The organism is Bacillus sp. FSL W8-0848 (genome assembly GCF_038007805.1).
In the GTDB taxonomy this organism is placed as follows: Bacteria; Bacillota; Bacilli; order Bacillales; family Bacillaceae; genus Bacillus; species Bacillus glycinifermentans.
In genome coordinates, this window is the sequence record NZ_JBBOYB010000001.1 from 1166503 (window position 1) to 1191397 (window position 24895).

At 46.0% G+C, this 24895-nt stretch carries 25 protein-coding genes and 2 pseudogenes; 19 read left to right on the forward strand and 8 right to left on the reverse strand.

Going from position 1 to position 24895, the window contains the following annotated elements; all coding sequences use genetic code 11:
• Positions 1-95: 95 nt before the first annotated feature.
• Both NSQ39_RS06235 and splB read left to right on the forward strand, forming a co-directional pair.
• Complete coding sequence (locus NSQ39_RS06235) at positions 96-323, forward strand: transcriptional regulator SplA domain-containing protein (protein ID WP_046131854.1); 228 nt, start codon at positions 96-98, stop codon at positions 321-323.
• A gap of 69 nt (positions 324-392) precedes the next feature.
• A complete protein-coding gene (splB, locus tag NSQ39_RS06240; protein ID WP_046131855.1) occupies positions 393-1421 on the forward strand; it encodes a spore photoproduct lyase in 1029 nt (342 codons plus the stop codon).
• Positions 1422-1490: 69 nt separating this feature from the next.
• Here the strand turns inward: splB and NSQ39_RS06245 are convergent, their stop codons facing one another.
• Positions 1491-2120, reverse strand: a complete 630-nt coding sequence (locus NSQ39_RS06245) for a GNAT family N-acetyltransferase (protein ID WP_048353132.1) — start codon at positions 2118-2120, stop codon at positions 1491-1493.
• A 246-nt stretch (positions 2121-2366) separates the two neighbouring features.
• Here NSQ39_RS06245 and NSQ39_RS23055 point away from each other — a divergent pair.
• The 4 genes and pseudogenes from NSQ39_RS23055 to NSQ39_RS06260 all read left to right on the forward strand — a co-directional run.
• Positions 2367-3290 (forward strand): annotated as a pseudogene (locus NSQ39_RS23055) (HAMP domain-containing protein); the annotation flags it as partial.
• Positions 3291-3305: 15 nt separating this feature from the next.
• The gene (locus NSQ39_RS23060; protein WP_414826761.1) at positions 3306-4232 is read left to right on the forward strand and encodes a methyl-accepting chemotaxis protein; all 927 of its coding nucleotides are present in this window, start codon (positions 3306-3308) and stop codon (positions 4230-4232) included.
• Between the two features lie 99 nt (positions 4233-4331).
• Positions 4332-5117, forward strand: coding sequence for an SDR family oxidoreductase (locus NSQ39_RS06255; protein WP_175076997.1), 786 nt, complete (start codon positions 4332-4334; stop codon positions 5115-5117).
• Between the two features lie 12 nt (positions 5118-5129).
• Entirely contained in the window at positions 5130-6002 is an 873-nt protein-coding gene (locus tag NSQ39_RS06260) for an NAD(P)-dependent oxidoreductase (protein ID WP_046131857.1), read from the forward strand.
• A gap of 44 nt (positions 6003-6046) precedes the next feature.
• Here the strand turns inward: NSQ39_RS06260 and NSQ39_RS06265 are convergent, their stop codons facing one another.
• A complete protein-coding gene (locus NSQ39_RS06265; protein ID WP_046132426.1) occupies positions 6047-6775 on the reverse strand; it encodes a CAP domain-containing protein in 729 nt (242 codons plus the stop codon).
• A 344-nt stretch (positions 6776-7119) separates the two neighbouring features.
• Between NSQ39_RS06265 and NSQ39_RS06270 the strand changes: the two genes are divergently transcribed.
• Together NSQ39_RS06270 and NSQ39_RS06275 are read left to right on the forward strand one after the other, a co-directional pair.
• A complete protein-coding gene (locus NSQ39_RS06270; protein ID WP_175076962.1) occupies positions 7120-9228 on the forward strand; it encodes a peptidoglycan D,D-transpeptidase FtsI family protein in 2109 nt (702 codons plus the stop codon).
• Positions 9229-9388: 160 nt separating this feature from the next.
• On the forward strand, positions 9389-11200 hold the full coding sequence (locus NSQ39_RS06275) for a PAS domain-containing protein (protein WP_046132424.1): 1812 nt from the start codon (positions 9389-9391) through the stop codon (positions 11198-11200).
• Between the two features lie 15 nt (positions 11201-11215).
• Here NSQ39_RS06275 and NSQ39_RS06280 read toward each other — a convergent pair.
• Both NSQ39_RS06280 and NSQ39_RS06285 read right to left on the reverse strand, forming a co-directional pair.
• Positions 11216-12396 (reverse strand): annotated as a pseudogene (locus NSQ39_RS06280) (aminotransferase A); the annotation flags it as partial.
• A gap of 160 nt (positions 12397-12556) precedes the next feature.
• On the reverse strand, positions 12557-12712 hold the full coding sequence (locus tag NSQ39_RS06285; protein ID WP_172796347.1) for a hypothetical protein: 156 nt from the start codon (positions 12710-12712) through the stop codon (positions 12557-12559).
• Between the two features lie 162 nt (positions 12713-12874).
• Here NSQ39_RS06285 and NSQ39_RS06290 point away from each other — a divergent pair, with 162 nt between their 5' ends.
• The 3 genes from NSQ39_RS06290 to NSQ39_RS06300 all read left to right on the forward strand — a co-directional run bounded on the left by NSQ39_RS06290 (position 12875) and on the right by NSQ39_RS06300 (position 15786).
• Positions 12875-13396 carry an RDD family protein gene (locus NSQ39_RS06290; protein WP_236809841.1) on the forward strand — a complete coding sequence of 174 codons (522 nt, stop codon included), beginning with the start codon at positions 12875-12877 and terminating at the stop codon, positions 13394-13396.
• A 78-nt stretch (positions 13397-13474) separates the two neighbouring features.
• On the forward strand, positions 13475-14791 hold the full coding sequence (locus NSQ39_RS06295; RefSeq protein WP_048353039.1) for an MFS transporter: 1317 nt from the start codon (positions 13475-13477) through the stop codon (positions 14789-14791).
• A 74-nt stretch (positions 14792-14865) separates the two neighbouring features.
• Complete coding sequence (locus NSQ39_RS06300; RefSeq protein WP_175076965.1) at positions 14866-15786, forward strand: chemotaxis protein; 921 nt, start codon at positions 14866-14868, stop codon at positions 15784-15786.
• A 35-nt stretch (positions 15787-15821) separates the two neighbouring features.
• On the opposite strand, the gene NSQ39_RS06305 is transcribed toward NSQ39_RS06300, so the two are convergent.
• The 4 genes from NSQ39_RS06305 to NSQ39_RS06320 form a co-directional block, all read right to left on the reverse strand.
• The gene (locus NSQ39_RS06305) at positions 15822-16283 is read right to left on the reverse strand and encodes a YkyB family protein (RefSeq protein ID WP_057957609.1); all 462 of its coding nucleotides are present in this window, start codon (positions 16281-16283) and stop codon (positions 15822-15824) included.
• Between the two features lie 139 nt (positions 16284-16422).
• Entirely contained in the window at positions 16423-17724 is a 1302-nt protein-coding gene (locus tag NSQ39_RS06310) for an MFS transporter (protein ID WP_057957608.1), read from the reverse strand.
• Between the two features lie 63 nt (positions 17725-17787).
• Positions 17788-18168: a L,D-transpeptidase gene (locus NSQ39_RS06315; RefSeq protein WP_231947486.1), complete on the reverse strand. Its 381-nt coding sequence runs from the start codon at positions 18166-18168 to the stop codon at positions 17788-17790.
• Positions 18169-18395: 227 nt separating this feature from the next.
• A complete protein-coding gene (locus NSQ39_RS06320) occupies positions 18396-19253 on the reverse strand; it encodes a metallophosphoesterase (protein WP_216899479.1) in 858 nt (285 codons plus the stop codon).
• Positions 19254-19399: 146 nt separating this feature from the next.
• Here NSQ39_RS06320 and fadH point away from each other — a divergent pair, with 146 nt between their 5' ends.
• From fadH to NSQ39_RS06360, 8 genes are all read left to right on the forward strand, one after another.
• Positions 19400-20164, forward strand: a complete 765-nt coding sequence (gene fadH, locus NSQ39_RS06325) for a 2,4-dienoyl-CoA reductase (protein WP_175076967.1) — start codon at positions 19400-19402, stop codon at positions 20162-20164.
• Positions 20165-20233: 69 nt separating this feature from the next.
• Entirely contained in the window at positions 20234-21454 is a 1221-nt protein-coding gene (locus NSQ39_RS06330) for an EAL domain-containing protein (protein WP_175076968.1), read from the forward strand.
• Between the two features lie 473 nt (positions 21455-21927).
• Positions 21928-22170 (forward strand): YkuJ family protein, encoded by a 243-nt coding sequence (locus NSQ39_RS06335; RefSeq protein ID WP_046132276.1) that lies wholly within the window; start codon positions 21928-21930, stop codon positions 22168-22170.
• Between the two features lie 11 nt (positions 22171-22181).
• Positions 22182-22331, forward strand: a complete 150-nt coding sequence (locus NSQ39_RS06340) for a hypothetical protein (protein WP_216899477.1) — start codon at positions 22182-22184, stop codon at positions 22329-22331.
• Positions 22332-22388: 57 nt separating this feature from the next.
• Positions 22389-22907 carry a ribonuclease H-like YkuK family protein gene (locus tag NSQ39_RS06345; protein WP_216899475.1) on the forward strand — a complete coding sequence of 173 codons (519 nt, stop codon included), beginning with the start codon at positions 22389-22391 and terminating at the stop codon, positions 22905-22907.
• Positions 22908-23045: 138 nt separating this feature from the next.
• Complete coding sequence (gene abbA, locus NSQ39_RS06350; RefSeq protein ID WP_006638386.1) at positions 23046-23225, forward strand: antirepressor AbbA; 180 nt, start codon at positions 23046-23048, stop codon at positions 23223-23225.
• 183 nt (positions 23226-23408) lie between these two features.
• Positions 23409-23852, forward strand: a complete 444-nt coding sequence (gene cbpB / locus NSQ39_RS06355; protein WP_216899472.1) for a cyclic-di-AMP-binding protein CbpB — start codon at positions 23409-23411, stop codon at positions 23850-23852.
• A gap of 151 nt (positions 23853-24003) precedes the next feature.
• Positions 24004-24879 (forward strand): LysR family transcriptional regulator, encoded by an 876-nt coding sequence (locus NSQ39_RS06360; RefSeq protein ID WP_216899470.1) that lies wholly within the window; start codon positions 24004-24006, stop codon positions 24877-24879.
• Positions 24880-24895: the final 16 nt, after the last annotated feature.

Consider the following 24895-nt stretch of genomic DNA (forward strand, 5'->3'; position numbering starts at 1 on the left):
ATTTATGTCTGGGTTTTTTGTTGTTTGTTCTGAATGCAGCCTGCGGCGGACGGGGATAATACGAGTTGACCCGAAAAGAGAAGGGAGTTTTTCTCATGTCAAAACAACATGTCAAAGCCGGGGATCATGTGTATGTCATATATCGGAACCCGCATGCTGCAAACGTAGCGCATATCAAAGAAGCCGAGGTTGTCGAGCATCCCCTTCACGAAGGCGAACTGGCACTGTTTATTTATGATACGTATCATGCGTTCGCCGAGGATGATGCCGTTTTTTCTTCATACGAGGAGGCAGAGCGGCTTTACCGGGATTTGTTTGAGTAAAGTCCGCATATAAACGGGGAATATGGCAAAAAGTATTGGAAATAAGTAAAGGATGTGTGCTTTTTTCCAATGATAAAACCGTTTGTTCCCCAGCTTGTCTATATTGAGCCGCGCGCTTTGGAATATCCGCTCGGAAGGGAGCTGAAAGATAAATTTTCCCGAATGGGACTAGAGATCAGAGAGACGACTTCCCACAACCAGGTACGGAATATACCGGGAGAAGGCCATTTGCAAAAATACCGAAACGCAAAATCGACTTTAGTGATCGGCGTCAGAAAAACGTTAACTTTTGATTCGTCAAAGCCTTCCGCTGAATATGCGATACCGTTTGCGACCGGCTGCATGGGCCATTGCCACTACTGCTATCTGCAGACGACCATGGGAAGCAAGCCGTATATCAGAACATATGTCAATGTTGAGGAAATTCTTGATCAGGCGGATCAATATATGAAAGAGAGGGCTCCGGAGCAGACGAGGTTTGAAGCATCCTGCACGTCTGATATCGTCGGAATCGACCATTTAACCCACACGTTAAAGCGGGCGATCGAGCATTTTGGACAAACCGATCTCGGCAGGCTGCGCTTCGTCACGAAATTCCACCATGTCGACCATCTGCTCGACGCAAAGCACAACGGCAAAACAAGATTCAGATTCAGCGTAAACGCAGACTTCGTGATTAAAAACTTTGAGCCGGGCACATCCCCGCTGGACAAGCGGATTGAAGCGGCCGTTAAAGTCGCGGAAGCCGGCTATCCGCTCGGCTTCATCATCGCGCCTATTTACATTCACGACGGCTGGCAGGATGGCTACAGAATCCTTCTCGAAAAGCTGGATCAGGCGCTGCCGCGCCATGTCAGAAATGACATTACATTTGAAATGATCCAGCATCGATTTACAAAACCGGCCAAACGGGTTATCGAAAAAAACTATCCGAAATCAAAGCTCGAACTTGATGAAGAAAAGCGCCGCTACAAATGGGGCAGATACGGGATCGGAAAATACATTTATCAAAAAGACGAAGAAGCGGAGCTGCGAAGCGCATTGGAATCGTATGTCGACAAGTATTTTCCCGAATCCAAGATCGAGTATTTTACATAGGAGAGCCCTTTTTCCCCTTGATTGTGCTGGTCCGGAACCTTCTTTGCAATCAGGGGGTTCCTTTTATCATCATGTCAAAAAAGGATTTTTCCATTCCATCAATACAGCATTATTCAGCGATTCCTCATCTTCAAGATACTCCGGAATGACGCAAAGAGGCGACCGTCCGCAGTGCAGAAGGAACGACAGAACAGGATCCCGCTTTTTGCCGTCTAAAACGGCCTGCACATATTGTTCAGGGGACATGCTATGAGCCGACTTGTGGTAGCAGGGGATGCGCCCGCCTCCCAAAAGCCGTTCGAGACCTTTAAACACCGTCAATTCATACATCGTCTGCATCAGCCGCTTCCCGATTCCGAGTTTCCGGTACAGAGGGGAAACGGAAATATCAACGACATAAAGAGCATTGCCGTCTTCCTGATGATTCCGGATGTACCCACGATCTGTCGCGTCTTCCCATTTGTGGCGGGGGCGATCCGGATCAAAATTGATGATCAAACCTGTCATTGAGCCGATGATGCGCCCTCCTAACGCTGCGCAAAGCGCACCGTCCCGAAAAACGTCAATATGTGAACGTAGCTGTTTTTCATTCCATAAAAGCTCTTCCGGAAAAGGCGGAGGAAAGCATTCTTTTTGCAGAGAAACCAAAGCCGGAATATCTTCATACGAATAATTGCGGATCTCCACCTGCTGGTACATTGCACCGTCATCGACAAAAAACTGTTTGAGGATCACCCATCACCCCTTTTTCATTTCCCTTCATTATAAATTGATTTTTGTCTTAAACAATAGGAATAAAAGCCGATAAAAAATATGAAAGTGTATGTAAAAAGGAGGGGTCGCGTGTTTAAAAAACTGCACATTAAAATTGCGGGTTTCGTAGCTGTCGTCCTGATCTTGACAGTGATCGTTCTCCAATTTTCAACAACGTTCATCCTAAAATCGATGCTTGAGGAAGAAGCAAAAGATTCTACTTCAAGCCTGCTCAGTTCGCTTAAAGGAAATATCGAGCTCCAGCTGAAAAACTATGAAACGGCGCTTGAGCAAATAAGCGACGGGCAATTGGCCCAAACGTTCCTCAAAGACAGGAACGGCGACATCACGAAGCTACTCAACGATGATTTAAAACAGATAAAAGAGAAAAATGAGTTTGTCAATTTAGTTTATATCGGTACAGATCAAAAGGAAATGTTCACATTCCCTAAGAAAACGTTTGAAAAAAACTATAATCCGGCTGAAAGACCTTGGTATAAAGGAGCTGAACAAACGCCTGACAAAGTCGTCTGGACGGAGCCATACAAAGACGCCGTTTCCGGAGAGCTGACCATCACGGCTGCAAAAGCGATCGTAATCGATCAAAAAGTAAAAGGAGTCGTCAGCTTTGACCTGTCCTTAGATTCAATCAACAAAATTATTGAAAACCAAAAAATGCCTTATGATGGATATGCGTTTTTAATCGACAAACAGGGGATGATGCTGGCGCATCCGTCAAAACAAGGCGAAGATATGTCGCAGGATCAGACATATAAAAACGTCCTTTCCGGACAGGACGGCATCAAGATAGGCAAAGACAGCGTCATCGCATATCAGACCGTCGGCAGCACCGGTTGGAAAATCGGCACGCAATTTGAAAGCGGAAAGCTGCTATGGGTCGCGGGTGAAATGAACAAAATGGTCATCATCATTTCTGCAATCGCTTTAGCGGCCGCCATTATTTTGAGCTATTTCCTGGCGAAATCGATTACAGGGCCGATTAAGCAGCTCATTACCAAGACAAAAGCTGTCGCTGAAGGTGATTTAACCGTTCAGTCTGTTGTTAAATCAAAAGACGAAATCGGCACGCTGACAAATGACTTTAACAAAATGGTCGATCATATGAAAGAGATGATCCTTAAAGTAAGGGCGTCCTCCGGAAAAGTATCTGAATCGACCGACCGGCTGAGTGCGGTATCAGAGGAAACGGTATCGACGAGCGATGAAATCGCCAAGGCGATTGAAGAAGTGGCAGCCGGTGCGACAGAACAGGCTGCCGAGGTCGAAACCGTAAATGAAAAATCCGAACGGCTGTCTGTCAAAATTAAAGAAATCGAAAACCACGCCGACAGCATCCAGAAGCTTTCGAGAACGTCGGAAGATGCAAGCTACGAGGGAATCGATGCGCTCGGCCAGCTGTTGGCAAAATCGAATGAAGCCAATGCCGAAACGAAAAAAGTGGAGCAAATGCTTCAAAAACTCGAAGAAAAAACGAAAAACATCGAAGAAGTCGTCACAGCGATTTCAGCCATCTCGGACCAAACCAACCTGCTCGCCCTTAATGCGAGCATTGAAGCGGCCCGGGCCGGAGAAAGCGGGCGCGGTTTCGCCGTAGTGGCGGAGGAAGTCAGAAAGCTGGCCGAACAATCGGCTGCCTCATCCCAGAACATCAGCGAAACCGTCAAACAGATTCAGCTTGAAACAAAAGAAGCCGTCTCAGCCATGACGGAAGCGAGCAAGATGAATGAACAGCAAAATGACATGATTCACGAGACGGGAGAAGCGCTCAGCAAAATTACCGCAGAAATGCAGGAACTCGTCAAATCGATTGATCACATTTATTCAGAGATCTCGGTGATGAGCGCCGAGCAGCAGCAGATGACGGATTCGATCCAAAGCATTTCAGCCATTTCCCAGCAATCGGCAGCAGCCGCTGAGGAAGTCAATGCTTCCACCAACGAACAGCTTGCGGCGCTAGAAACGATTGCGACATCGACCGAAACGCTCAGCACTGCAAACAAAGAGCTGCTGGACGCGATTAACAAATTTAACGTATAACGAACAAACGCCGCCCCCTCTTTTAAGGAGGGGGTTCTCCTTTATTCCAATTTTCAGGCGACGCATGGTACACTATAAAAAAGAAGGGAGCTGATGTCTGTGGATTTAAAGATCAAAGGAAAAACCGCGCTTGTCGCCGCAAGCAGCAAAGGGCTGGGGAAAGCGATCGCCTCCGCGCTTGCTGAAGAAGGCGCCAATATCATGCTGTCTGGAAGGCATGAAGCATCCTTAAAAGGTGCCGCACAAGAACTCGACGCGCTCGGCAGCGGCTCTGTATCTTACCAAGTGTGCGACCTTGCAAACGCAGAGGACATTCAAGCGCTTGTTCGAAAGACGGCCGAAACCTACGGGGCGATCGACATGCTTGTCAACAATGTCGGGGGTCCAAAAGGCGGGGGTCTGCTGGAGCTGACGGACGAAGATTGGACATCATCGTTTGAGCTTCATTTGCTCAGCTATATCCGCTTAATCCGGGAGTCTCTTCCTTATTTAAAAAAAGGCGGCGGACGGATTATCAATATTGCTTCATCATCAGTCAAACAGCCGATTCCGGGGCTTTTATTGTCAAATACGTTCCGGATGGGCATCGTCGGCCTCACGAAAACACTGGCGGAAGAGCTGGCGGACGATCGGATTTTGATCAACACGCTGGCACCGGGAAGAATTGCGACAGACCGCGTTGCAGAGCTTGATCGGCAAAAAGCTGAAAAAACGGGCCTTTCCCAAGATGAGGTTAAAGAAGACTATGAAAAGCAAATTCCGCTCGGTTTCTATGGACGGCCTGAAGATTTTGCCCAATATGCAAGCTTTCTTTTATCTGGACGCAATACATATATGACTGGGCAAACATTGTTAGTAGACGGCGGTATGGTAAAAGCAATTTAAGGAGGAGACAACATGAAACAAACGATCGGATTCGTCGGTCTGGGGGTCATGGGAAACAGCATGGCGTCTCATATTTTAACAGAAGGGTATCCGGTAGTCGTCTATACGAGAACAAAGCGGAAGGCCGATAACCTTCTTGAAAAAGGAGCAGAGTGGAAATCCTCCGTTAAAGAACTGGCGGAAGCGGCAGATGTGATCATCACAATGGTCGGTTATCCGCAGGATGTCGAGGAAGTGTACTTTGGAAGCGGGGGTATTATTGAAAATGCCAAAAAGGGTTCGTATCTTATTGACATGACAACCTCAAAGCCGTCGCTCGCCAAAAAAATCGAAGCGGCTGCCAGGAAGAAGTCACTCTACGCATTGGACGCCCCGGTATCAGGGGGAGACATCGGCGCGCGGAACGGTACGCTCGCCATTATGGTCGGCGGAGAACGGAAGGCTTTTGAAGATTGCTTGCCGATTTTTTCGATCATGGGCGAAAACATTCAATATCAAGGACCTGCAGGCAGCGGCCAGCATACGAAAATGTGCAATCAGATCGCGATTGCCGCAGGGATGATCGGCGTCGCAGAAGCGATGGCCTACGCCAAAAAATCGGGTCTTGACCCGGAAAATGTACTAAAAAGCATCACCACCGGAGCCGCAGGAAGCTGGTCTCTTTCCAACCTCGCGCCAAGGATGCTGAAAGGCGACTTTGAACCGGGTTTTTATGTCAAGCATTTTATTAAAGATATGGGAATCGCGCTTGAAGAAGCCGAGCTGATGGGAGAAAAAATGCCGGGACTTGAGCTCGCGAAATCCCTTTATGACCGCCTCGCTGAAAAAGGCGAGGAAAACAGCGGCACACAAAGCATCTACAAGCTATGGACAGAGTATCAATAAACGAAAAACCACTTGCAAATCGCAAGTGGTTTTTTTGGTCAGGCTTATTTTCCGATAAACTGCTGAGTCCAGATGTTTCCGTCTTTCACATAGCCGACACCGATATTTGTAAAGTCAGGGTTCAGAATGTTTTTTCTGTGGCCCTCACTGTTCATCCAGGCTTGTACGACTTCTTTTGGCGTTCTTTGGCCTTTTGCGATGTTTTCACCGGCTGTACGGTATGTGATGCCGAATTTCTTCATCATGTCAAAAGGGGAGCCGTAAGTCGGGCTGTTGTGATCAAAGTAGTTTTTATCTCTCATATCTTCAGATTTTTTGCGGGCGACGCTGCTTAGTTTCTCATCCAGTTTCAGAGGTTTTAAGCCGCGTTTAGTTCTTTCGGCGTTTGTCAGGTCAACGACTTCTTTTTCATATGCACTTACTGAAGAAGCTGTCGTGTTTTGCTTTGTTTCAGAAGACTGCTCTTTAGAAGCCGCAGGTTTTGAAGCTTCCTGTTTCTGAGCAGGCTTGGACGCTTTTGGAGCCGGAGCAGATGCTTTCGGCTGATTTCCTTGATTCATATAAGAACGAAGCAGAGACTGAATTTTTTCCTGGTCAGCTTTAGACAGCTGGTTCGGATTTTGAATATTCAGTTTGCCGGCCAAATCAGAAATATTTATAGAATGAATGGTTTTCACTTGAACTTGAGGCTGCTCTTTAGCATCCGCATGCTGACCGCTGAACGTGAAGATCGATGCAGCAGCAGCCGCTGATAGAAGAAAAGCTTTTTTCATAAACTATGATCCTCCTAAATGTTGTAGTTTTGTTTTGTACACTAGCATCATAACATGCGTTTTTTGAAATAATTGATCCATTAATTTCCTTTGGTGTACATTTGTTGTTAACTTTGTCATAAAAAAAGGGAAAATCCTTTTCTGACAATGTGCAACCAATTTGTATTTTTACACGTCTTGTCATAAACGTACCAAATTTTAAATATGTTAGATAAATTTTAATAGAAAAAGTGATTGACAGCCTTTTTCAAAACTACAGATTGTAACAACCATTACAAAAGTGTTACAATAAGACTCAGTTATTTAATGCAAAAGTGGAATATCGTGAGAGGAGAGAGTTGTGGGTGACTGAAACTGGACATGATCCGGCTCAAATAAAAAAAAGCAGGCGTTCACGCATGTGGCGGATTAATCTGTATTTCTTTGCAGTGTTCACTTTGTTCGCCGCACTGATCGTGAAGCTCGGCCTCGTACAAATCGTCAACGGAGAGGAATATGAGCGTCAGGCTTCAAAAACCGAAGCCAAAATCGCGTCTTATCCGGCTCCACGGGGCAAAATGTACGACAGAAACGGCAGGGTTGTCGTTGACAACCAAAGCGTCCCGGCGATTACGTACACGGTGACATCGAATACAAAAACGAAAGAAAAAATCAGCACGGCCAAAAAGCTTGCAAAGCTGATCGATATCGATACGTCATTTCTGAAAGAGAGAGACTTGAAGGACTACTGGCTTGCCGCACATCCGAAAAAAGCCGAGGCGCTTTTGAGCAAGGATGAGAAAAAACTGGAGTCCAGCAAAACATACGCCCTTCAGGTTGACCGGGTTCCAGCCGAAGAAATCGCAGCCCTTAAGAAAGATAAACAGGAGCTCGAAACGGCGGCGTTTTTCAGAAGGTTTTCCGGCGGCTACGCCTATGAACCGCAAATCGTAAAATCGATGAATCCGAAAACCGCGGCAAAGGGGGACGCCCAGCTGCTTGACGAAAAAACGTCAAAACAGCAGCCTGCCCGCGATTTAACGTATGAAGAGGTATCGCGCGTCTCCGAGCATCTTGAAGAGCTGCCCGGGGTCGACGTCATTATGGACTGGACGCGGAAATATCCTTACGAGAAGACGCTGCACTCGATTTTCGGAGGCGTTACGACACCTGAGCAGGGGCTGCTCAAGGAAAGGCAGGACTTTTATCTGACGAGAGGCTACGCCCGGAATGACAGGGTCGGAAAAAGCTATCTCGAGTATCAGTATGAAGAATATTTAAACCCGAAAAAAGCGAAGGTGCAATATACGGAAAACCGTTCAGGCGAGGTCGTCAGCCAGAAAACGGTCGATGAAGGAAGACGCGGCTACGATCTGCAGCTGACGTTCGATATAGAGCTCCAAAAGAAAGTCGAAGAGGCTATCGAAGAGGAGCTTAATAAATTCCGCGGCTCAAACTACATGCTGGACAGGGCGTTCGTCGTCATGATGGATCCGAACAACGGAGACATTCTGTCAATGGCCGGAAAGCGGATCATCGACGGCAAAATAACCGATTATGCGATCGGCACTTTTACGACACAGTATGAAATGGGGTCGGCGGTCAAAGGCGCGACAGTGCTTGCCGGTTATCAAGACGGTATGCCGCACGGGCAGAGATATTTAGATCATCAGCTGACCTTCGCAGGGAAAGTTAAAAAAGGCTCCTACAGAGGAAACACCATCGGCTGGGCTGATGAAGTCAGAGCGCTGGAAAAAAGTTCGAACGTTTATATGTTTTATGTGGCATTGAGGATGGCTGGCATAACGTACACACCGGGCGCCCCCCTTCCGGCAGACCTGGAGGACTTAAAGAAAATGAGGTATTACTACAATCAATTTGGGCTCGGCGTGAAAACAGGCATTGACTTGCCGCAGGAGTCGGCCGGGATGCAGACGAACCCGAAAATAGTCGGGGGTCTCCTTCTTGATGAAGCGATCGGACAGTTTGACACATACACGCCTCTGCAGCTCGCCCAATACGTTTCAGCGATTGCCAACGGCGGATACAGAGTGCAGCCGAGAGTCGTGAAAAGCATCCACCAGCCTGAAAGCGAAAAACTCGGTCCTGTCATTGAAGAGCGTTCTCCCAATGTTCTTAATCGCATCAACAATTCCCCAAGCGACATCGCCATCGTCAAGCGGGGATTTAAAAGAGTAACCCAGACGGGAACTGCCGCCGGCGCATTCGGCTCGCTTGACGTATCAGGCAAAACCGGAACGGCAGAGACGAACTACTACGGTACAAACCGAAACTGGTGGGGTACACCAACTTACAATATCACCTTTGCGGGCTATTACCCATCGGAAAATCCGCAGGTTGCCTTCAGTGTAGTCGTTCCGTCTGTTGACGACAAAACGAAGATGAACAAAAACATCGCCGCCAAAATCGTCAAAGCTTATGTCGATCTGCAAAAAAAATACAGCAAAGATTAGACAAAAAAGAACACGGGTCAATTCCGTGTTCTTTTTTTGTTATCAAAATTTGACGAATGCTAGAAGTTTTGAAGGAGATTTCTCGCATTTTAGCGAATCCTTTTAAACAAAATCGTTTTAATGAATGCTGGTCATGAATAGGGTATAAAGGAGGGATATGATGGAACAAAAAACAAAACGTTTTGAACAATATAAACCTCATATGAATTTACAGGCAGTCCTTTCAGCAAACGGCCGTTTTATATACATATCCGCAAACTGCGAAGAGCTGTTAAGCTACAAGCAGAGTGAATTGATCGGTACGTATTTGAAGGACTATTTACACGAAGACGATCTTTTTCTGGTAGAAAGTTATTTTTACAATGAACACCATTTGCTGCCGTGCACCTTCAGATTTGTGAAAAAAGATTATACGATGATCTGGATTGAAGCATCGATCGATTTTGTGACGACCCATGTCGGAGAAAAAGAACGGGAAATTGTTCTCAAAATGAAAGTGTTTGAAGACCGTCCCTCTAAGAAGAACAGCTCTTTACATGAGGAAGCCGAGCTTGGGGAAACCGCCGGAGCTCCGGAGAAAGAGGAATTTGAAGCGATGGTGGAAGGCTTGCCCAGTCCTTTGTGCATCAGCGTTCAAGGAAAAATCGTCTATGTCAATGACGCCATGGTCAGCCTGCTCGGGGCAGAGCACAAACGGCAAATTATCGGAAAGTATTCCTACGATTTTATCGAAAAAGAGTACCACGAAATCGTCAAAAACCGAATTAAAAGAATGCAAAAAGGGCTTGATGTCGGCATGATCGAGCAAACGTGGAAAAGGCTCGACGGCACGCAAGTTCACCTTGAAGTGAAAGCGGCTCCGACCGTTTTTCAAAATCAAAAAGCGGAGCTTCTTCTGCTCATTGATATTTCGTCAAGAAAAAAATTTCAAACGATTTTGCAAAAAAGCAGGGAACGCTACCAGCTCCTGATCCAAAACTCGATTGACACGATTGCCGTGATCCACAAAGGAAAATGGGTATTTATGAACGAATCCGGGATCAGGCTGTTTGAAGCGAAAACGTATGAAGATTTAATCGGCAGGGATATATATGAACAGCTTCATCCTTGTGATCATGAAAACGTGAAAACGAGGCTCAATCGGATCACGGACCGCAAATCTGAATCGGAAATCATCAAACAGACCTGGTATACGTTTGAAAAACGGCTCATTTACACCGAAATGGTCTGCATTCCGACGACGTTTTTCGGCGAAACGGCCGTTCAGATCATTTTAAGGGACATTTCTGAACGAAAACAGACCGAAGAGCTGATGCTGCGCTCGGAAAAATTGTCGATTGCCGGTCAGCTTGCAGCCGGAATCGCCCACGAGATCCGCAATCCGCTTACCGCCATTAAAGGATTTTTACAGCTGATGAAGCCGACGATGGAAGAAAACGAGCACTATTTTGATATTATATTTTCCGAATTGAGCAGAATCGAACTGATATTAAGCGAGCTTCTCATGCTGGCCAAGCCGCAGCAAAACGCCCTGAAAGAAAAGCTTGACCTCGTCAGGCTGATCCGCGAAGTGACGGCTCTTCTGGAAACGCAGGCAAACTTAAACGGCATTTTGATCAATACGAATCTCTCGGTTGAAAAAGTGTTTATAAAAGGCGATCAAAATCAGCTGAAGCAAGTCTTTATCAACTTGATTAAAAACGCTGTCGAATCGATGCCAGACGGCGGAACCGTCCATTTGGGCGTCAACGAAACCGATGAGTCCGTTACCGTAACGGTTCAAGATGAAGGTGAAGGGATACCAGAGCATGTCCTCAAACGAATCGGAGAGCCGTTTCTGACGACAAAAGAAAAAGGAACCGGCCTCGGACTTATGGTAACCTTTAATATTATCGAAAACCATAACGGAACGATCGAAGTCAAAAGCAAGGTTGAAAAAGGCACGACTTTCGTCATTTCTTTTCCAAAATAAAAAAACAACGGCGTAAAAGCCGTTGTTTATGTAGTCTGAAGCGATTGGCGCTTCTTGAAAATAAATGTCTCCAGACGGTCCAACCCCTCCCGCAGCGTATCCGGTGCATATGCGTAAGAGATCCTCACATAGCCTTCCCCATATTCCGAGAATGAGCTGCCCGGCACAATCGCAAGCCCCTCTTCCTCAAGAAGCGACGTACAGAAGTCAAAGGAAGACATTCCAAACGATTTGATCGACGGGAAAATGTAAAATGCGCCAGACGGCTTCACGACATCGAGCCCCATCGTCACCAGCCTGTCGTACACGTAATCAAGCCGTTTTTTATATTGTTCCCTCATGATCAGCGAATCGTCGAATCCGTTTGTGACGGCTTCCAAAGCCGCTTTTTGCGAAATCGAAGAAGCGCATGACACGTTGTACTGGTGAACTTTTAAAATATGTTTGGCGATTTCTTTAGGCGCGAACAGAAATCCGATTCTCCAGCCGGTCATGCTGTGGGATTTGGAAAGTCCGCCGATGACGATCGTCTGATCCCGGAGCATGGATGCAATCGAATGGTGCGGCCTGTCAAATGTAAGCTCGCTGTAAATTTCGTCTGAAAGGACAAATACATTCCGCCCTTTCAGGAGTGAAGCGATTTCCTTCAGCTCCTCCTCGGAAAGCGTCATTCCCGTCGGGTTTGACGGATAAGGGAGAACGACGCATTTTGTTTTCGGGGTCAGCGCTTCCTCGATGAGCTTCGCTGTCAGCTTAAACCCGTAAGACGTCGTATCGACGATCACAGGGACGGCGCCGCACAGCCTGATAATCGGCTCATATCCGGGATAAACCGGTCCCGGCAAGATCACTTCGTCACCCGGAGACAGCATCGTGCGAAACGCAGCGTCAATGGCCTGGCTGGCCCCCGTTGTGACGATGATTTCGGTTTCGGCTTCATAGTTAACATCAGACTTTTTTTTCATATACAATTGGACAGCTTGTCTCAGCTCCGGATAGCCCGCATTGTGCGTGTAAGATGTATGGTTTTCATCTATCGCTTTTTTTGCGGCCTGTTTGACATGGTGGGGCGTGAAAAAGTCGGGCTGGCCGATTGTTAAAGAAATGACGTTTTCATGCCGGGATACAAGGTTTGAGAATTTGCGGATTCCCGAAATTTCAATGTCTTTTACATTTGGATTAAGCAAATGTTCCATTTTTCATCACCTTAAAAAATGTTGTGGTTGATCTTATTTTACCATCATCAGTTAAATTGTCATCTTTTAATCAATCAATTTTATGTAGACGAAAGCGAATATATGCAGGCCGGCATCGCATTAAAGAAAAATAAGACAATCAGGGAGATTGTCTTACAGATCAATAACCATAGTCTGGATCAAGATCTTCTTTCCAGGAAATATAGATTTCATCTTCGCGTTCTGCAGCATCCTTTTTCATTTCCGAATACATGGCTTTGCTTGCGTCCTCTAAAACGGTTAGTTCGTGATCTTTGATTATCACAATTGTTCCCATCATTAACACCTTTCCTGTAAAAATCCTTGACCATTGTAACACGTTGCGCCTGAAAGTCAATGATGAAATACATTAATTTCAGCTTAAAAAACCGCTCGATATATTGATCAAAATCGGCAAATGTTAGTAGTATATAGAAGTCAGATGTTAGGAGGAAATGTATTGGAATTAAGTAAACATGAAGCCGCTCCTTCTGCTGGGGGCGAATATGCCGGGATCGGTTCTCGCTTTTTGGCTTCTCTCATTGACGGAATCATTCTTGGTGTCCCAATGTATCTGATTTCTACTGTTTTTGCATCGCTGATGCTGATGGGAGATGCCGATTTTATGACCATGTTGGAAAAAGATAATAATTATGTAACAGAACCTGAAATTTTCGCCGTTTTCTTCTCGCTTCTTAAAATAACGGCGATCATCGGCGCTTTTGCGTTGCTCGTTTATTTTCTTTATTACACGCTGATGGAATCTTCGAAATGGCAGGCTACGCTCGGCAAGAAAATTATGGGGATTCTCGTAGCCGACGCAGAAGGGGGGAGAATCTCGTTTGGCCAAGCTGCCGGACGTTTTATGGCAAGAAGCTTTTTATCCCCGATTTTGATGGTCGGTTATATTTTAGCGTTTTTCACGGAGAGGAAACAAGCGCTTCACGATTTGCTGGCCGGAACAATCGTCTTAAAAAAATAACGGATAAAAGACAGCACGCTTTCGGACTGAATGCGTGCTGTTATGCCGTAAAGATTAAAAATAGGGGGAAGCTATATTATGATTCAGCCGGAACAAGAACAAGCAGTCAAACGGACGCCAGGTAAAGGGTTAAAGCTGTTTTTTACGCTTCCGATTATTTCCTGGGCTTTATACGACTTTGCGAACACGATTTTTTCATCAAATATCGTCACGATCTTTTTCCCTTTTTGGCTGCAGGAGGCGGTCGGCGAAAACGCGAGCATGAATCAGGTCGCCAGCACGTTTATTTCATACTCAAACGCCGCCGCAAGCTTTTTGCTGGTCATTTTTACGCCGCTGTTCGGGGTGCTCATCGACCGCACGGGCAGGAAGAAGCGGTATATTGCGCTGTTCACGGCGATTTCTGTCGCCTGCACCGTCTTCATGGGGGTGTTTGCAGGCAGTTCTTTCGGGCAATCGTTTTACGGTTTGCCGTTATCTTTGATGCTCGTTGTCGTCATGTTTGTAACGGCGAAGTTCTTTTATCATTCCAGCCTGGTGTTCTATGACACGATTTTGGCTGATTTGGGAACTAAGGAAGAAATCCCGCTTATCTCCGGGTTTGGAACCGCCGTAGGCTATATTGGCACATTGGCCGGTTTAACGGTCTATCTCATGGTCGGCAACCACGATTTTTATCGAGCGTTTATTCCGTCCGCTTTGTTGTTTTTGATCTTTTCTTTTCCGTATCTTTTATTTACAAAGGAGCGCAGAAGGCCGGAACCGATGGAGAAAAAGCCGTTTTTCAGCGGCTACAGGGAAATCGTGCAGACGTTTAAGGACATTCGATTGTACCGTCCGGTTTTTCTGTTTATGATCGCTTACTTTTTTCTCAATGACACCCTTTCTACGGTGGTCGCGATGATGGGGGTATACTCAAAGTCGGTCATCGGTTTTTCGACAGGGCAGTTTATCCTGCTCTATCTCGTATCAACCGTGGCAAGCATTGTCGGTTCATTCCTGTGGGGCTATGTGACGAAGTGGATGGGGGCGAAAAGAGCGGTCAGCCTCATCACCGTCATTTTGATCATCTCTTTAAGCATCGGTGTGTTTACGGCATCTCAAGCACTGTTTTGGGTCGCGGGCAGCCTGTTTGGCATCGCGCTCGGAGGGACTTGGGTCGCTTCGAGAACATTGATTATTGAACTGACGCCGGAGCACAAACGGGGCGAGTTTTTCGGGCTGTTTGCTTTCTCGGGGAAAATTTCCTCCATTTTTGGACCGCTTCTGTACGGTTCGATTACCCTGCTGTTTAAAGACCTTGGAAACATTGCGAGCAGAATGGCTTTCGGCTCCTTGATTTTGCTTGCTTTAACCGGTCTTGTCATCCATCAAACCGTAAAACCAAAAGCATGACACAGAGCATCAACTTTTAACAAAAGACGCCGATATAAAAGGTACAACACCAAGTAGGATAGAGAGGGATATCAGTGTCTTTAAACAAACAGGAAATTTTATTAAATTCCGGAACGAATGAATTAGAAATTGTGAAGTTTGAAGTGGGTCACAATATTTTCGGCATAAATGTAATGAAAGTCAGAGAAATCATCCAGCCTGTCGAGATCACGAAAGTGCCGCATTCCCACAGGCATGTAGAGGGGATGATCACCCTGCGCGGCGAAATCCTCCCTGTCATTGATTTATTCTCATTTTTCAATGTTGAGCACGGTGAAGAAGAAAAGCAGGAAAAGTATATTGTCACCGAATTCAACAAGCGGAAAATCGTGTTTCACACAGGCGCCGTTTCGCAAATCCACCGTGTGTCATGGGAAGAGATCGAAAAGCCGACAGCCTTGAATCAAGGGTTGGAAAGGCATATGACAGGGATTATCAAGCTTGACGGAACGATGATCTTCCTCCCTGATTATGAGAAAATCATTTTTGATCTTGAGTCTGAATCCGGCCTTGATCCTTATCATGTGAAGGATGAGAAATTTGACCAAAGAAGAACGGACAAAAAGCTGATCATTGTCGAGGATTCTCCGCTGCTGCTGCGCCTTTTAGTTGAAAAGCTGAACGAAGCGGGCTACAACAACATCGTTTCGTTTGAAAACGGCAAAGATGCCTATGAGCATGCCTTAGAGCTGATCGAGGACGGCACGCCGCTTCAGGAAAAAGTCGATTTAATGATCACCGATATCGAAATGCCGCAGATGGACGGCCACCGTTTAACAAAGCTTTTGAAAGACAACCCGTTAAGCGCCGGAATGCCGATATTGATTTTCTCTTCGCTTATTACAGATGACCTGCGCCATAAAGGTGAGCAGGTCGGTGCAGATGAGCAGATCAGCAAGCCGGAGCTGAACGAACTGATCGAAAAGCTCGACAAATATATTTTTCAAAATCAATAATTGAAAAAAGCCTCCTTTGGAGGCTTTTTTTATGATCAAAAATAGCTTTCGCCAAGCTTCTTGAATACAGGCTTTGCCGAAGGGCGCTTCCTGTTCGTGATAAGCGGCTTTTCCTTCAATCCCGTGTATTTCTGCAGAAGCTGCTTTGCGATGTTCAATGACATATGAGCTTTAGGGTTCCGATAAGAATGATTTAGTGTACCTAAGTGCGGAAGGTTATCGAAGTCTTCTTTAGTTGGAGGCATGTGAAAAAAGTAGTCTCCGAGAGAAATAAGCACATCTGACTGCTGCTGGCTGAACTTTGGGTTTTTTGAAAAGTGAAGTCCTACCTTTTTTCCTTTTCCTTCATTGATGAGCTTTTGCAGAGCTTTCTTTTTCAGGAGATACAGGTATTTTGGATCGGTCGCGGTTTTTGCGTGGCGATTGACCGTGTAAATCGCTTTTGAAAGGTTTTCAACTGTTGGTTTTAATACTTTAGTATGATTATGGTCGTCCATCTTTTCTCTCCTATCCATTCTTTCCTCATCACCTCCTAAAGGTGTAAGGCTTATGTCTAAATTATACGAAATACAAGAGAAAATGCAAATATTCCATTAAAAAACGCGCGTTTTTTTAACGAAACGCGCGGTTTTCTCTTTATAAAACTGATTTTATTTTCGCTTTTGCATTTTTTTGTCTTTTCAATGCGGCTTGCACATCGATCTCTGCCGTCTGGGCGCTGAATCTGGGCAGCGCGATAAAATAGTACAATGCGGCTATTATAATAACGCCCGCCAATCCGTAATATATATAATCAACCTTGCCGATAATGCCGGGGAATAAGAGGGCGATCAATCCGAGCGCCGAAGATTGGGCGATCATCATAAGCGGATCCGTCCAACCGCTGACCCTTCCCATCAGCCGCGGATGAACGATTTTCGGTATCCATCCGCCAAGTGCGGTATTGACGGGCCCGATGCATGTCCCGGCGATAAAAGCGGCCGCATAGTAAATCGGCAATTGATCGGTAAACCCGAGGAGGATGACAAACGCTCCCGCAATAAAGATCGGAATCGACATCAAGTATTCGGGCTTCACTTTTTTTGAAAGCAGAGCGCCGCCGACGGCCCCCGCCAAAAGTCCGATACCGAGAACGACCGTAAAGAGGGACGTGTGCCACTCATAGCTGTCAGGGGACAGCTCGTATTTCATTTTAAACATCGGCAGAACGGATAAACTGCCGCTTACAAGCCCGAAAATAAAATATCCGAACACAAGCGAGGCAAGCAGTTTGTTTTTTAAAATATAAACGAAGCCTTCTTTAAAGTCGTGCATTGAATCTTTAATGGTAATGTGTTTCCAGCCTTTTTGTCCGTTCGGCTGACGCGCTTCAAGCGGAATGTTGCAGGAACGGATCAAAAACCCCGAAACAATAAAGCTTATAAAGTCGAGGGCGATCGCTCCGTGCAGGCCGATCGTTTTATACATAAAGGCTCCGAGGCCTACGCCGAACAGCATAAATAAACTGAAAAGCATTTGGTTAAGCCCTGCTGCCTGGGCATATTGGTCCTTTCGCAGGATGGCCTGAACCAGACTCGCTTCTGCCGGATAGAAAAATTTTGTCACGGCGCTTCTGATAAACAGAACGCAAAATACAAGCGGAATGGATTGTAAATACAATACAAAAAAGAGAACGACAGTCAAACCCGCTCTGATCCAATCACAGTTTTCAGCTACTTTCTTGCGGTCAAAACGGTCAGCAACCACACCGACGATAAAGAAAACGAACACTGTCGGAAGAGAATACATCAGCTCGGCGATCGTCGTGTATGCCGGCTGGCTGCTGAACCTGTCGAGCAAGAAGAAAGCGAAAGCCATATTTCCAACTGTCGTTCCCATTTGAGAAGAGAAAGCTGCGAAAAAAAGACGGACGAAATTACGATTTTTAAAAATATCCATATATACGCTCCTTACCCTAAAGGTCCCATTATATCTTAATATAGAACGAATGATTGTTCAAATTTAAGGCGTGATCGTAACTCGGGTACCGTTAGGCACAATGGAAGCCAGTTCCAGAACGTCCCGGTTGTGCATTCGGATGCATCCCTTTGAAACAGCTTTTCCAATTGAAGCGGGGTTATTCGTGCCATGGATGCCGTAGTGCCTTTTCGACAAGCCGAGCCAGTAAGCGCCGTACGGCCCGCCTGGGTTCGCTTGACGGTTCACAATGACGTATTCGCCTTTCGGCGTTTGCGTCAAAATTTTCCCTACGCCAATCGGAAATGTTTTTATCAGTCTGCCCCGGTTATACAATTTCAGTGTTCTGGCGCTGATAGATACGGTGATCCGGTAAGGAATGGGGGCCGGGTCCCTGATGAAGGCCTGAAGCGGAACAGGCGGCATGATGAAAGCCCCGGCCACTTGAAGCGTTTCTCCCGGAGGTACTTGGTACATCAACAACTTTTTAGAACATCTCCTTTTCCAAAACGAAAAAAAGGAGCCTTTTCCTTATACTTATTATAGACGGAAAGAGGCTTGGGAAGTTTCGTTTTTTACTAAGATCGAAGAGCGGGAATGTTTTCTATTTGTTTTAATGTATGCAGATGTACCCGTTTTTGAGCCAAAAGGATTTACTCCGGCTCCAACTTGAAAACGGTGACCTCAGGTTTTGACAGAAAGCGGAGCGGCAGCCTCGTCGTCCCGATTCCGCGGTTGACATAGACCGTCATCCCTCCTACATCGTACATCCCTTCCGTATAAATTTCCCCGTAAGGCGGAGTAATGAGAGGGCCGAACAAAGGAAGCTGCACCTGGCCGCCATGGGTGTGTCCCGATATTTGCAGATTGACGGGATAATCCTTTGCCGCCAAGGCTGCATCAGGCTCGTGAACGAGCAAAATCGAAAAGGCGTCTTTGCTCAGCCTGGAAAGGACGCCTTCATAGTTCGGCCTGCCGAGCATTAAATCGTCGAGTGAAGCCAGCTCGATCATGCTGCCGTCGATTAATTCCAGTTTGACGAGATCATTTCGCAGCACGCGAAAGCCGGCAGATGCCATGAGAGACTGGTAGACTTTTGTCCCGTAGCCCCCGTGATCGTGGTTTCCGTATACCGCAAACTTTCCGTAAGGGGCGCTGAGCTTTGTCAATGCTTGAACAGCCTCTTCATGATCCCGGTATTGGTGCGGTTTATCGATTAAATCCCCGCTGAAGACGATCAAGTCCGGCTGAAGCTCGTTTACTTTGCGGACGACATCCAAAAGCTCGCGAACCGTAAAGTACTCGCTTAAATGGGTGTCGCTGAACTGGACGATCCGGAACTGGTCAAACCCTTTCGGAATCAGCGGATGCGCAATGGGAATGAGTGTCGTTTCAAGCATGCGGGGTTCAAGATAGCGAGCGTAGCCAAAGCCGCCGGCAGAAGCAAATATACCGGCTGCGGAAAGGCCGAAGAGCCCCTTTAAAAATTGTCTTCTTGATGGATTTTTCATCACTAAAACCAACCTTTAATAGAATCAATACATTATATCATCAGAGAAAGGAATTCAGGACAATCCTTTCATTTTGTTAATTTTTTTTAACGGATGTGGTAAACTGTGATATGAATGACCATTCATTCATAATGAGGGGGATGAACATGGATAAAAAAGTTGTGATCGTGACCGGGGGATCAAGCGGAATGGGTAAAGCGATTGCCCAAAAGCAGGCAGAGGAAGGCTGGAATGTAATGATTACGGGAAGAACGGAAGACAACCTGAAGGCCGCCAAAGATGAAATCGAAACATTCCCGGGACAGGTGGAAATTTGCCGGATGGATGTCAGGTCGATCGAAGATGTGGAGCGTATGATAAAAGAAACGGCATCCCGTTTTGGCACGATAGACGCCCTTGTCAACAATGCCGCAGGCAATTTTATCTGCCCGGCGGAAAAGCTGTCTGTCAACGGCTGGAAAGCTGTCATCGATATCGTCTTGAACGGGACGTTTTACTGCAGCCAGGCGGTAGGCCGCTATTGGATCAAACACAAGAGGGAAGGGCTGATTGTAAATATGGCGGCGACGTATGCATGGGGCGCGGGAGCCGGAGTCGTCCATTCCGCGGCTGCAAAAGCCGGCGTACTGTCGCTGACGAGAACGCTCGCCGTCGAGTGGGGGAGAACGTACGGGATCAGGGTCAATGCGATTGCGCCCGGACCGATCGAAAGGACGGGCGGGGCGGAAAAGCTCTTTGAATCAGAGGAGGCAGCGCTTGCCACGATCAAAAGCGTGCCTTTAGGGCGGCTCGGCACTCCTGAAGAAATCGCGGGCCTCGCCTCGTTTCTGCTTTCGGAAAAAGCGGAATATATAAACGGGGAGTGCGTGACGATGGACGGGGGCCAGTGGCTGAACCCGCGTCCGTTTTAAGATTTCAAATTCAAACGTGCGGGCCGTTATGGTATAATCAGACAAAGATTTAGAAGCAGGTGATGTGCCGTGTTGGATCCACTCGATATATTAACGAACATTGAAGACGTCATTCCATACTATCAGCCTATTTTCAGCGCCGAAGAACAGAAAGTGATCGGCTATGAAGTGCTGGGGCGCATTCAGCTTGAATCCGAAGTTCAAAGCCTTGGTCCGTTTTTCTCAGATCCGTCGATTCCCGAAGAATATAAGACAGAGGTCGACCTTAAAGTGATTCGCCAGGCGCTTGACCATTTTTTAGAAAGCGACCGGGATCTCCTGATTTTTATCAATCAGGACGCAAATGTGCTGATGATGGATCACGGAGAGGGCTTTCTGGAGCTCTTGATGGAATATAGCGAAAAGGGGATCGAACTGAACCGTTTCGTCATTGAAATCACAGAACAGCATTTTGAAGGGGATATCGAGCAGCTGCACCATTTGCTGACGTATTACCGTACATACGGCATTAGAGTGGCTGTCGATAATATCGGCAAAGGCAGCAGCAATCTCGACAGAATCGCGCTGCTTTCCCCTGATTTGCTGAAAATCGACCTTCAGCCTCTCAAACTGTCTTCCCCTTCGCCTTCCTATGAGTACGTGCTTTACAGCATAGCGCTGCTCGCCCGAAAAATCGGCGCAGCTCTGCTGTACGAAGACATTGAAGCGAACTTCCAGCTTCAATACGCCTGGAGAAACGGCGGCAGATATTTTCAGGGGCGGTATTTGCAAGAGCCCCGCGGACAATTTGTCGAGCGGGATTTGCTGAAGGAGCGGCTAAAGGCGGAGTTTCACCAGTTTATCGCGCATGAGAAAAAGAAGCTCGAAATCTTATATGATCATTCTGAACAGTTTTACAAACGGGTTCATCAGCTTGTTGCATCGCTTAAAAAAACAAGCCAAACAGATGACGCCTTTCTCTTGAACCTGGGGAAAGAGCTCTCAGACTGCAGCTTCAGAATCTATATGTGCAATGAAGACGGCTTCCAGGTGACCAAGAACGTGTTTAAGCATGACGGAACATGGACGTTTCAGCCTGAATACATCGGCAAGAACTGGAGCTGGCGTCCGTATTTTTTAGAAAACATTATGAGAATGAGAACGATGAGAAAGGGATTTTTCAGCGATTTGTACAGCGACATCGAAACCGGGGAAATGATCAGAACGTTTTCCTATCCGATGGATGAAGAACTCTATCTGTTCATTGATCTATCGTACTCCTATTTATATGAACAGGACGGTTTGATTTAAAAGCGGCGCCATGCCGCTTTTTTTCTTTCCATTGCCGGAGATTTTCCGATAAAAAAAGAAATTGCCGAGAAAATGGTTGACAATGATAGTGATAATCATTATCATTTAATTATAGAGAGATGATCCTCTCTGTTCCCCAACCCCTCTATCAGATCAAGATTTTTTGAAAAACTTGGCGCTGCCCCCGCCAAGTTTTTTGTTTTGATGAACCCGCGTGACCGGAAGGAATAAGACAATCCGCATGATCCATACCATCTAACGTATATGTTCCCTGAATAAGCGCATGCAAAAAATATTTTATGTATGACATTCGCAAGAAAACCCAAACTAGGAAAAGCAGTTTTTCTTTTTCCCGATCAGAAAAGGAAAAATGTCATCGGCTGATACTTTGTGGTATGATGCAATGTAGAACTTGTATTATAATTAATACTTGTTGATCCTGAAGTTGTTTTTTGAAAGGAGTCTTTTTTAGAATGTCACAATTAATGGGTATCATCACGAGACTGCAGAGCCTGCAAGAAACTGCTGAGGCAGCCGGCGAACCGACGCAGCGCTATTTCGAAGTAAACGGGGAAAAAGTATGCAGTGTGAAATATTTCGAGAAAAATGAAACATTTGAGCTGACGGTTTATCAAAAAGGAGATAAACCTACAACATTTCCGTTTGACAACATCGATATGATTTCGATCGAAATCTTTGAACTGCTTCAGCAATAGGAGGATATGGAATGAAAGCATTTCCACGCGTTGTTTGCCCGCATTGCGGCCATGTGGAACCAATGGATCAAGTCCTGACGGCCCAATCTAATCAAAACGTCATTTTTACGTGCGACAGCTGCGGATACATGTTGAAAAATATACCGACAAAAAAAGGGTAGCAAAAAGCTAACGGCGTTAATCTTCGGTGCAGATCATAAATGAAAAGGGGCATTCCAATGGCTGATTCTTTTCTTTTTTACAATCTTTCTGAAGATCAAATGACATTTCCCGACGTGGTCGAGAGGCTGAAGGCGTTCATTCTCAAAGATCCGCGCTCAAGCTATTTGCTGTCGGTCGGAACGGACTCTCAGATCCATCAGAACTGGACGAAGTTTATTACGGCCATTCATTTGCATCGCAAAGGCAAAGGTGCGTGGGGCTGTTTGAAAAACACCGTCATCAAAAGACCGATACATAGCCTCAGGGAAAAAATATCGCTGGAAACTGCTTACAGCCAAGAGGTTGCCGCATACCTTCTGAATGATTATTTTACTGAAATCACCGATCTGCTTCTTCCGTTTACAGACGAAGGAGCAGATTTAACAATGGAAGTTCATTTGGATATCGGAAAAAAAGGGATGACGAAAGATTTGATTCAGGAAATGACGGGACGGATCACCTCGATGGGAATCAATGCGAAAATCAAGCCCGACTCCTATACAGCTTCAAGCTATGCTAACCGGTATACAAAATAAATGTTTGAAAGGAAATCGAACAGATGTCGAAATGTGCGGTTGACGTTTGATTTTTAATTTCTTATTCTAGCCCTATAGAAACTAGTGAGAGGCCATAGTTTCTCACTCTAGCAAAATCATTTAGGGGGCTGGTTAAGAATGGAACGCTTTTCAGAAGAAGAGAGAAAGCTGTTGCTGAATGTGCTGCTGAACCATGAATATGCCGTAGAACTATTGAGCAGTGAGATCAATGATATAGAAACGGGTACAAAAAACGTGGATAGCCTGACATATAAAAAGCTGGTTACCTTATACGACCGTGTCCGGTCTGAAAATTAGGTCAGATTATATCAATTGATACTCATCCTGAGTATCTTTTTTATTTCAAAACCTGCAGAAACGGCAAAAGCCGGCCCTTTGAAAACAAGAAAGTTTTTCGACAAATATTGATAACGTTTATATTATTGTAGTATAGGGAATATATGCGTTGATGATAAACGCTTACAAAGGAGTCGAATAATCATGATAAGTTTGCAATCGGATGAACTTCTTGAAACGACCGTGGGACATTACATGATCGATGCTGACAAAGTCGCCCACGTCCAAATCGGAAACAATCTGGAACATGCCCTTCTCGTCCTGACGAAAACCGGTTACACAGCAATCCCTGTACTTGACCCTTCCTTCCGTCTGCACGGATTGATCGGTACCAATATGATTATGGATAAGATTTTCGGACTTGAACGAATCGAATTTGAAAAGCTTGATCAGCTTCATGTCGAAGATGTGATGCTGGCGGATATTCCCCGGTTAAAGATAGATGACCCGATATTAAAAGGCTTCGGCATGGTGATCAACCATCCGTTTGTCTGCGTGGAAAATGAAGATCAGGTGTTTGAAGGCATTTTTACGCGCAGGGTCGTATTAAAACAATTAAACAAGCACCTCAGGACATTGAATAAATAGGCGCGGCAGCTGCCTATTTTTCATTTGCAGCCGATTCATCCCTCCCCTAAAGCCTTCCCTCGACGTCGACGCATCCGTCAAAACTTGATAAACAATTGACAGAGTGATTAAAATAGTTGATAAGGAAAACTTATTGGAATGAGGAATGTCCATGCAGCTTCAAGAGCTTCACATGCTCGTCGTTTTGGCCGAGGAATTAAATATGCGGAAAGCGGCAGAGCGCTTGTTTGTTTCACAGCCGGCGCTGTCCCAGCGGCTGCAGACCATTGAGAAATCGTGGGGCACCAAAATATTTTTAAGATCGCAAAAAGGCCTTACCGTCACATCGGCAGGCGAAAAAATCATCCAGTTTGCAAAAGATGTGACGATCGAGCAGGAAAGGGTCAAGGAGGACATCGATGAGCTTGAAGGCGAAATTCACGGCACGCTCAAGCTGGCGGCGGCCTCAATCATCGGCCAGCATTGGCTGCCGAACGTCCTGAAGACGTACGTGAAACAATATCCGAACGTAAAAATTTCCCTTGTCACCGGCTGGAGCAGCGAGATGCTGAAAAGCCTTTATGAAGATCACGTACATATCGGAATTATCAGGGGAAATCCCGAATGGAAAGGGCCGAAACATTATTTGATGAGGGATGAATTGTACCTCGTCGATACGGAAATCAGGAACATCGAGGATATTACAAAGACCGAACGGCCGTTTATCCAGTTTAAAAGCGACAGCACCTACTATCAGGAAATCCAGCATTGGTGGCATCAAAAATTCAAAACGTCGCCGAAACAGACGATCATCGTCGACCAGATTGAAACGTGCAAACAGATGGCGTTTCACGGAATCGGCTATGCGATTCTTCCGTCTGTGACGCTTCACGGGAGCGGCAGCCATGTCCATAAGATTCCTCTGCTCGATGCGAAAGGAAAAGCGATCGGCAGAGATACGTGGCTGCTGGGGTACGAACCCGCGCTTCAGCTAAAGCAGGTGCAGGCCTTTTTAGAGGTCGTAAAAGCATGCGCGAGAGCGGAGTAATCTGATCAAAAAAGGC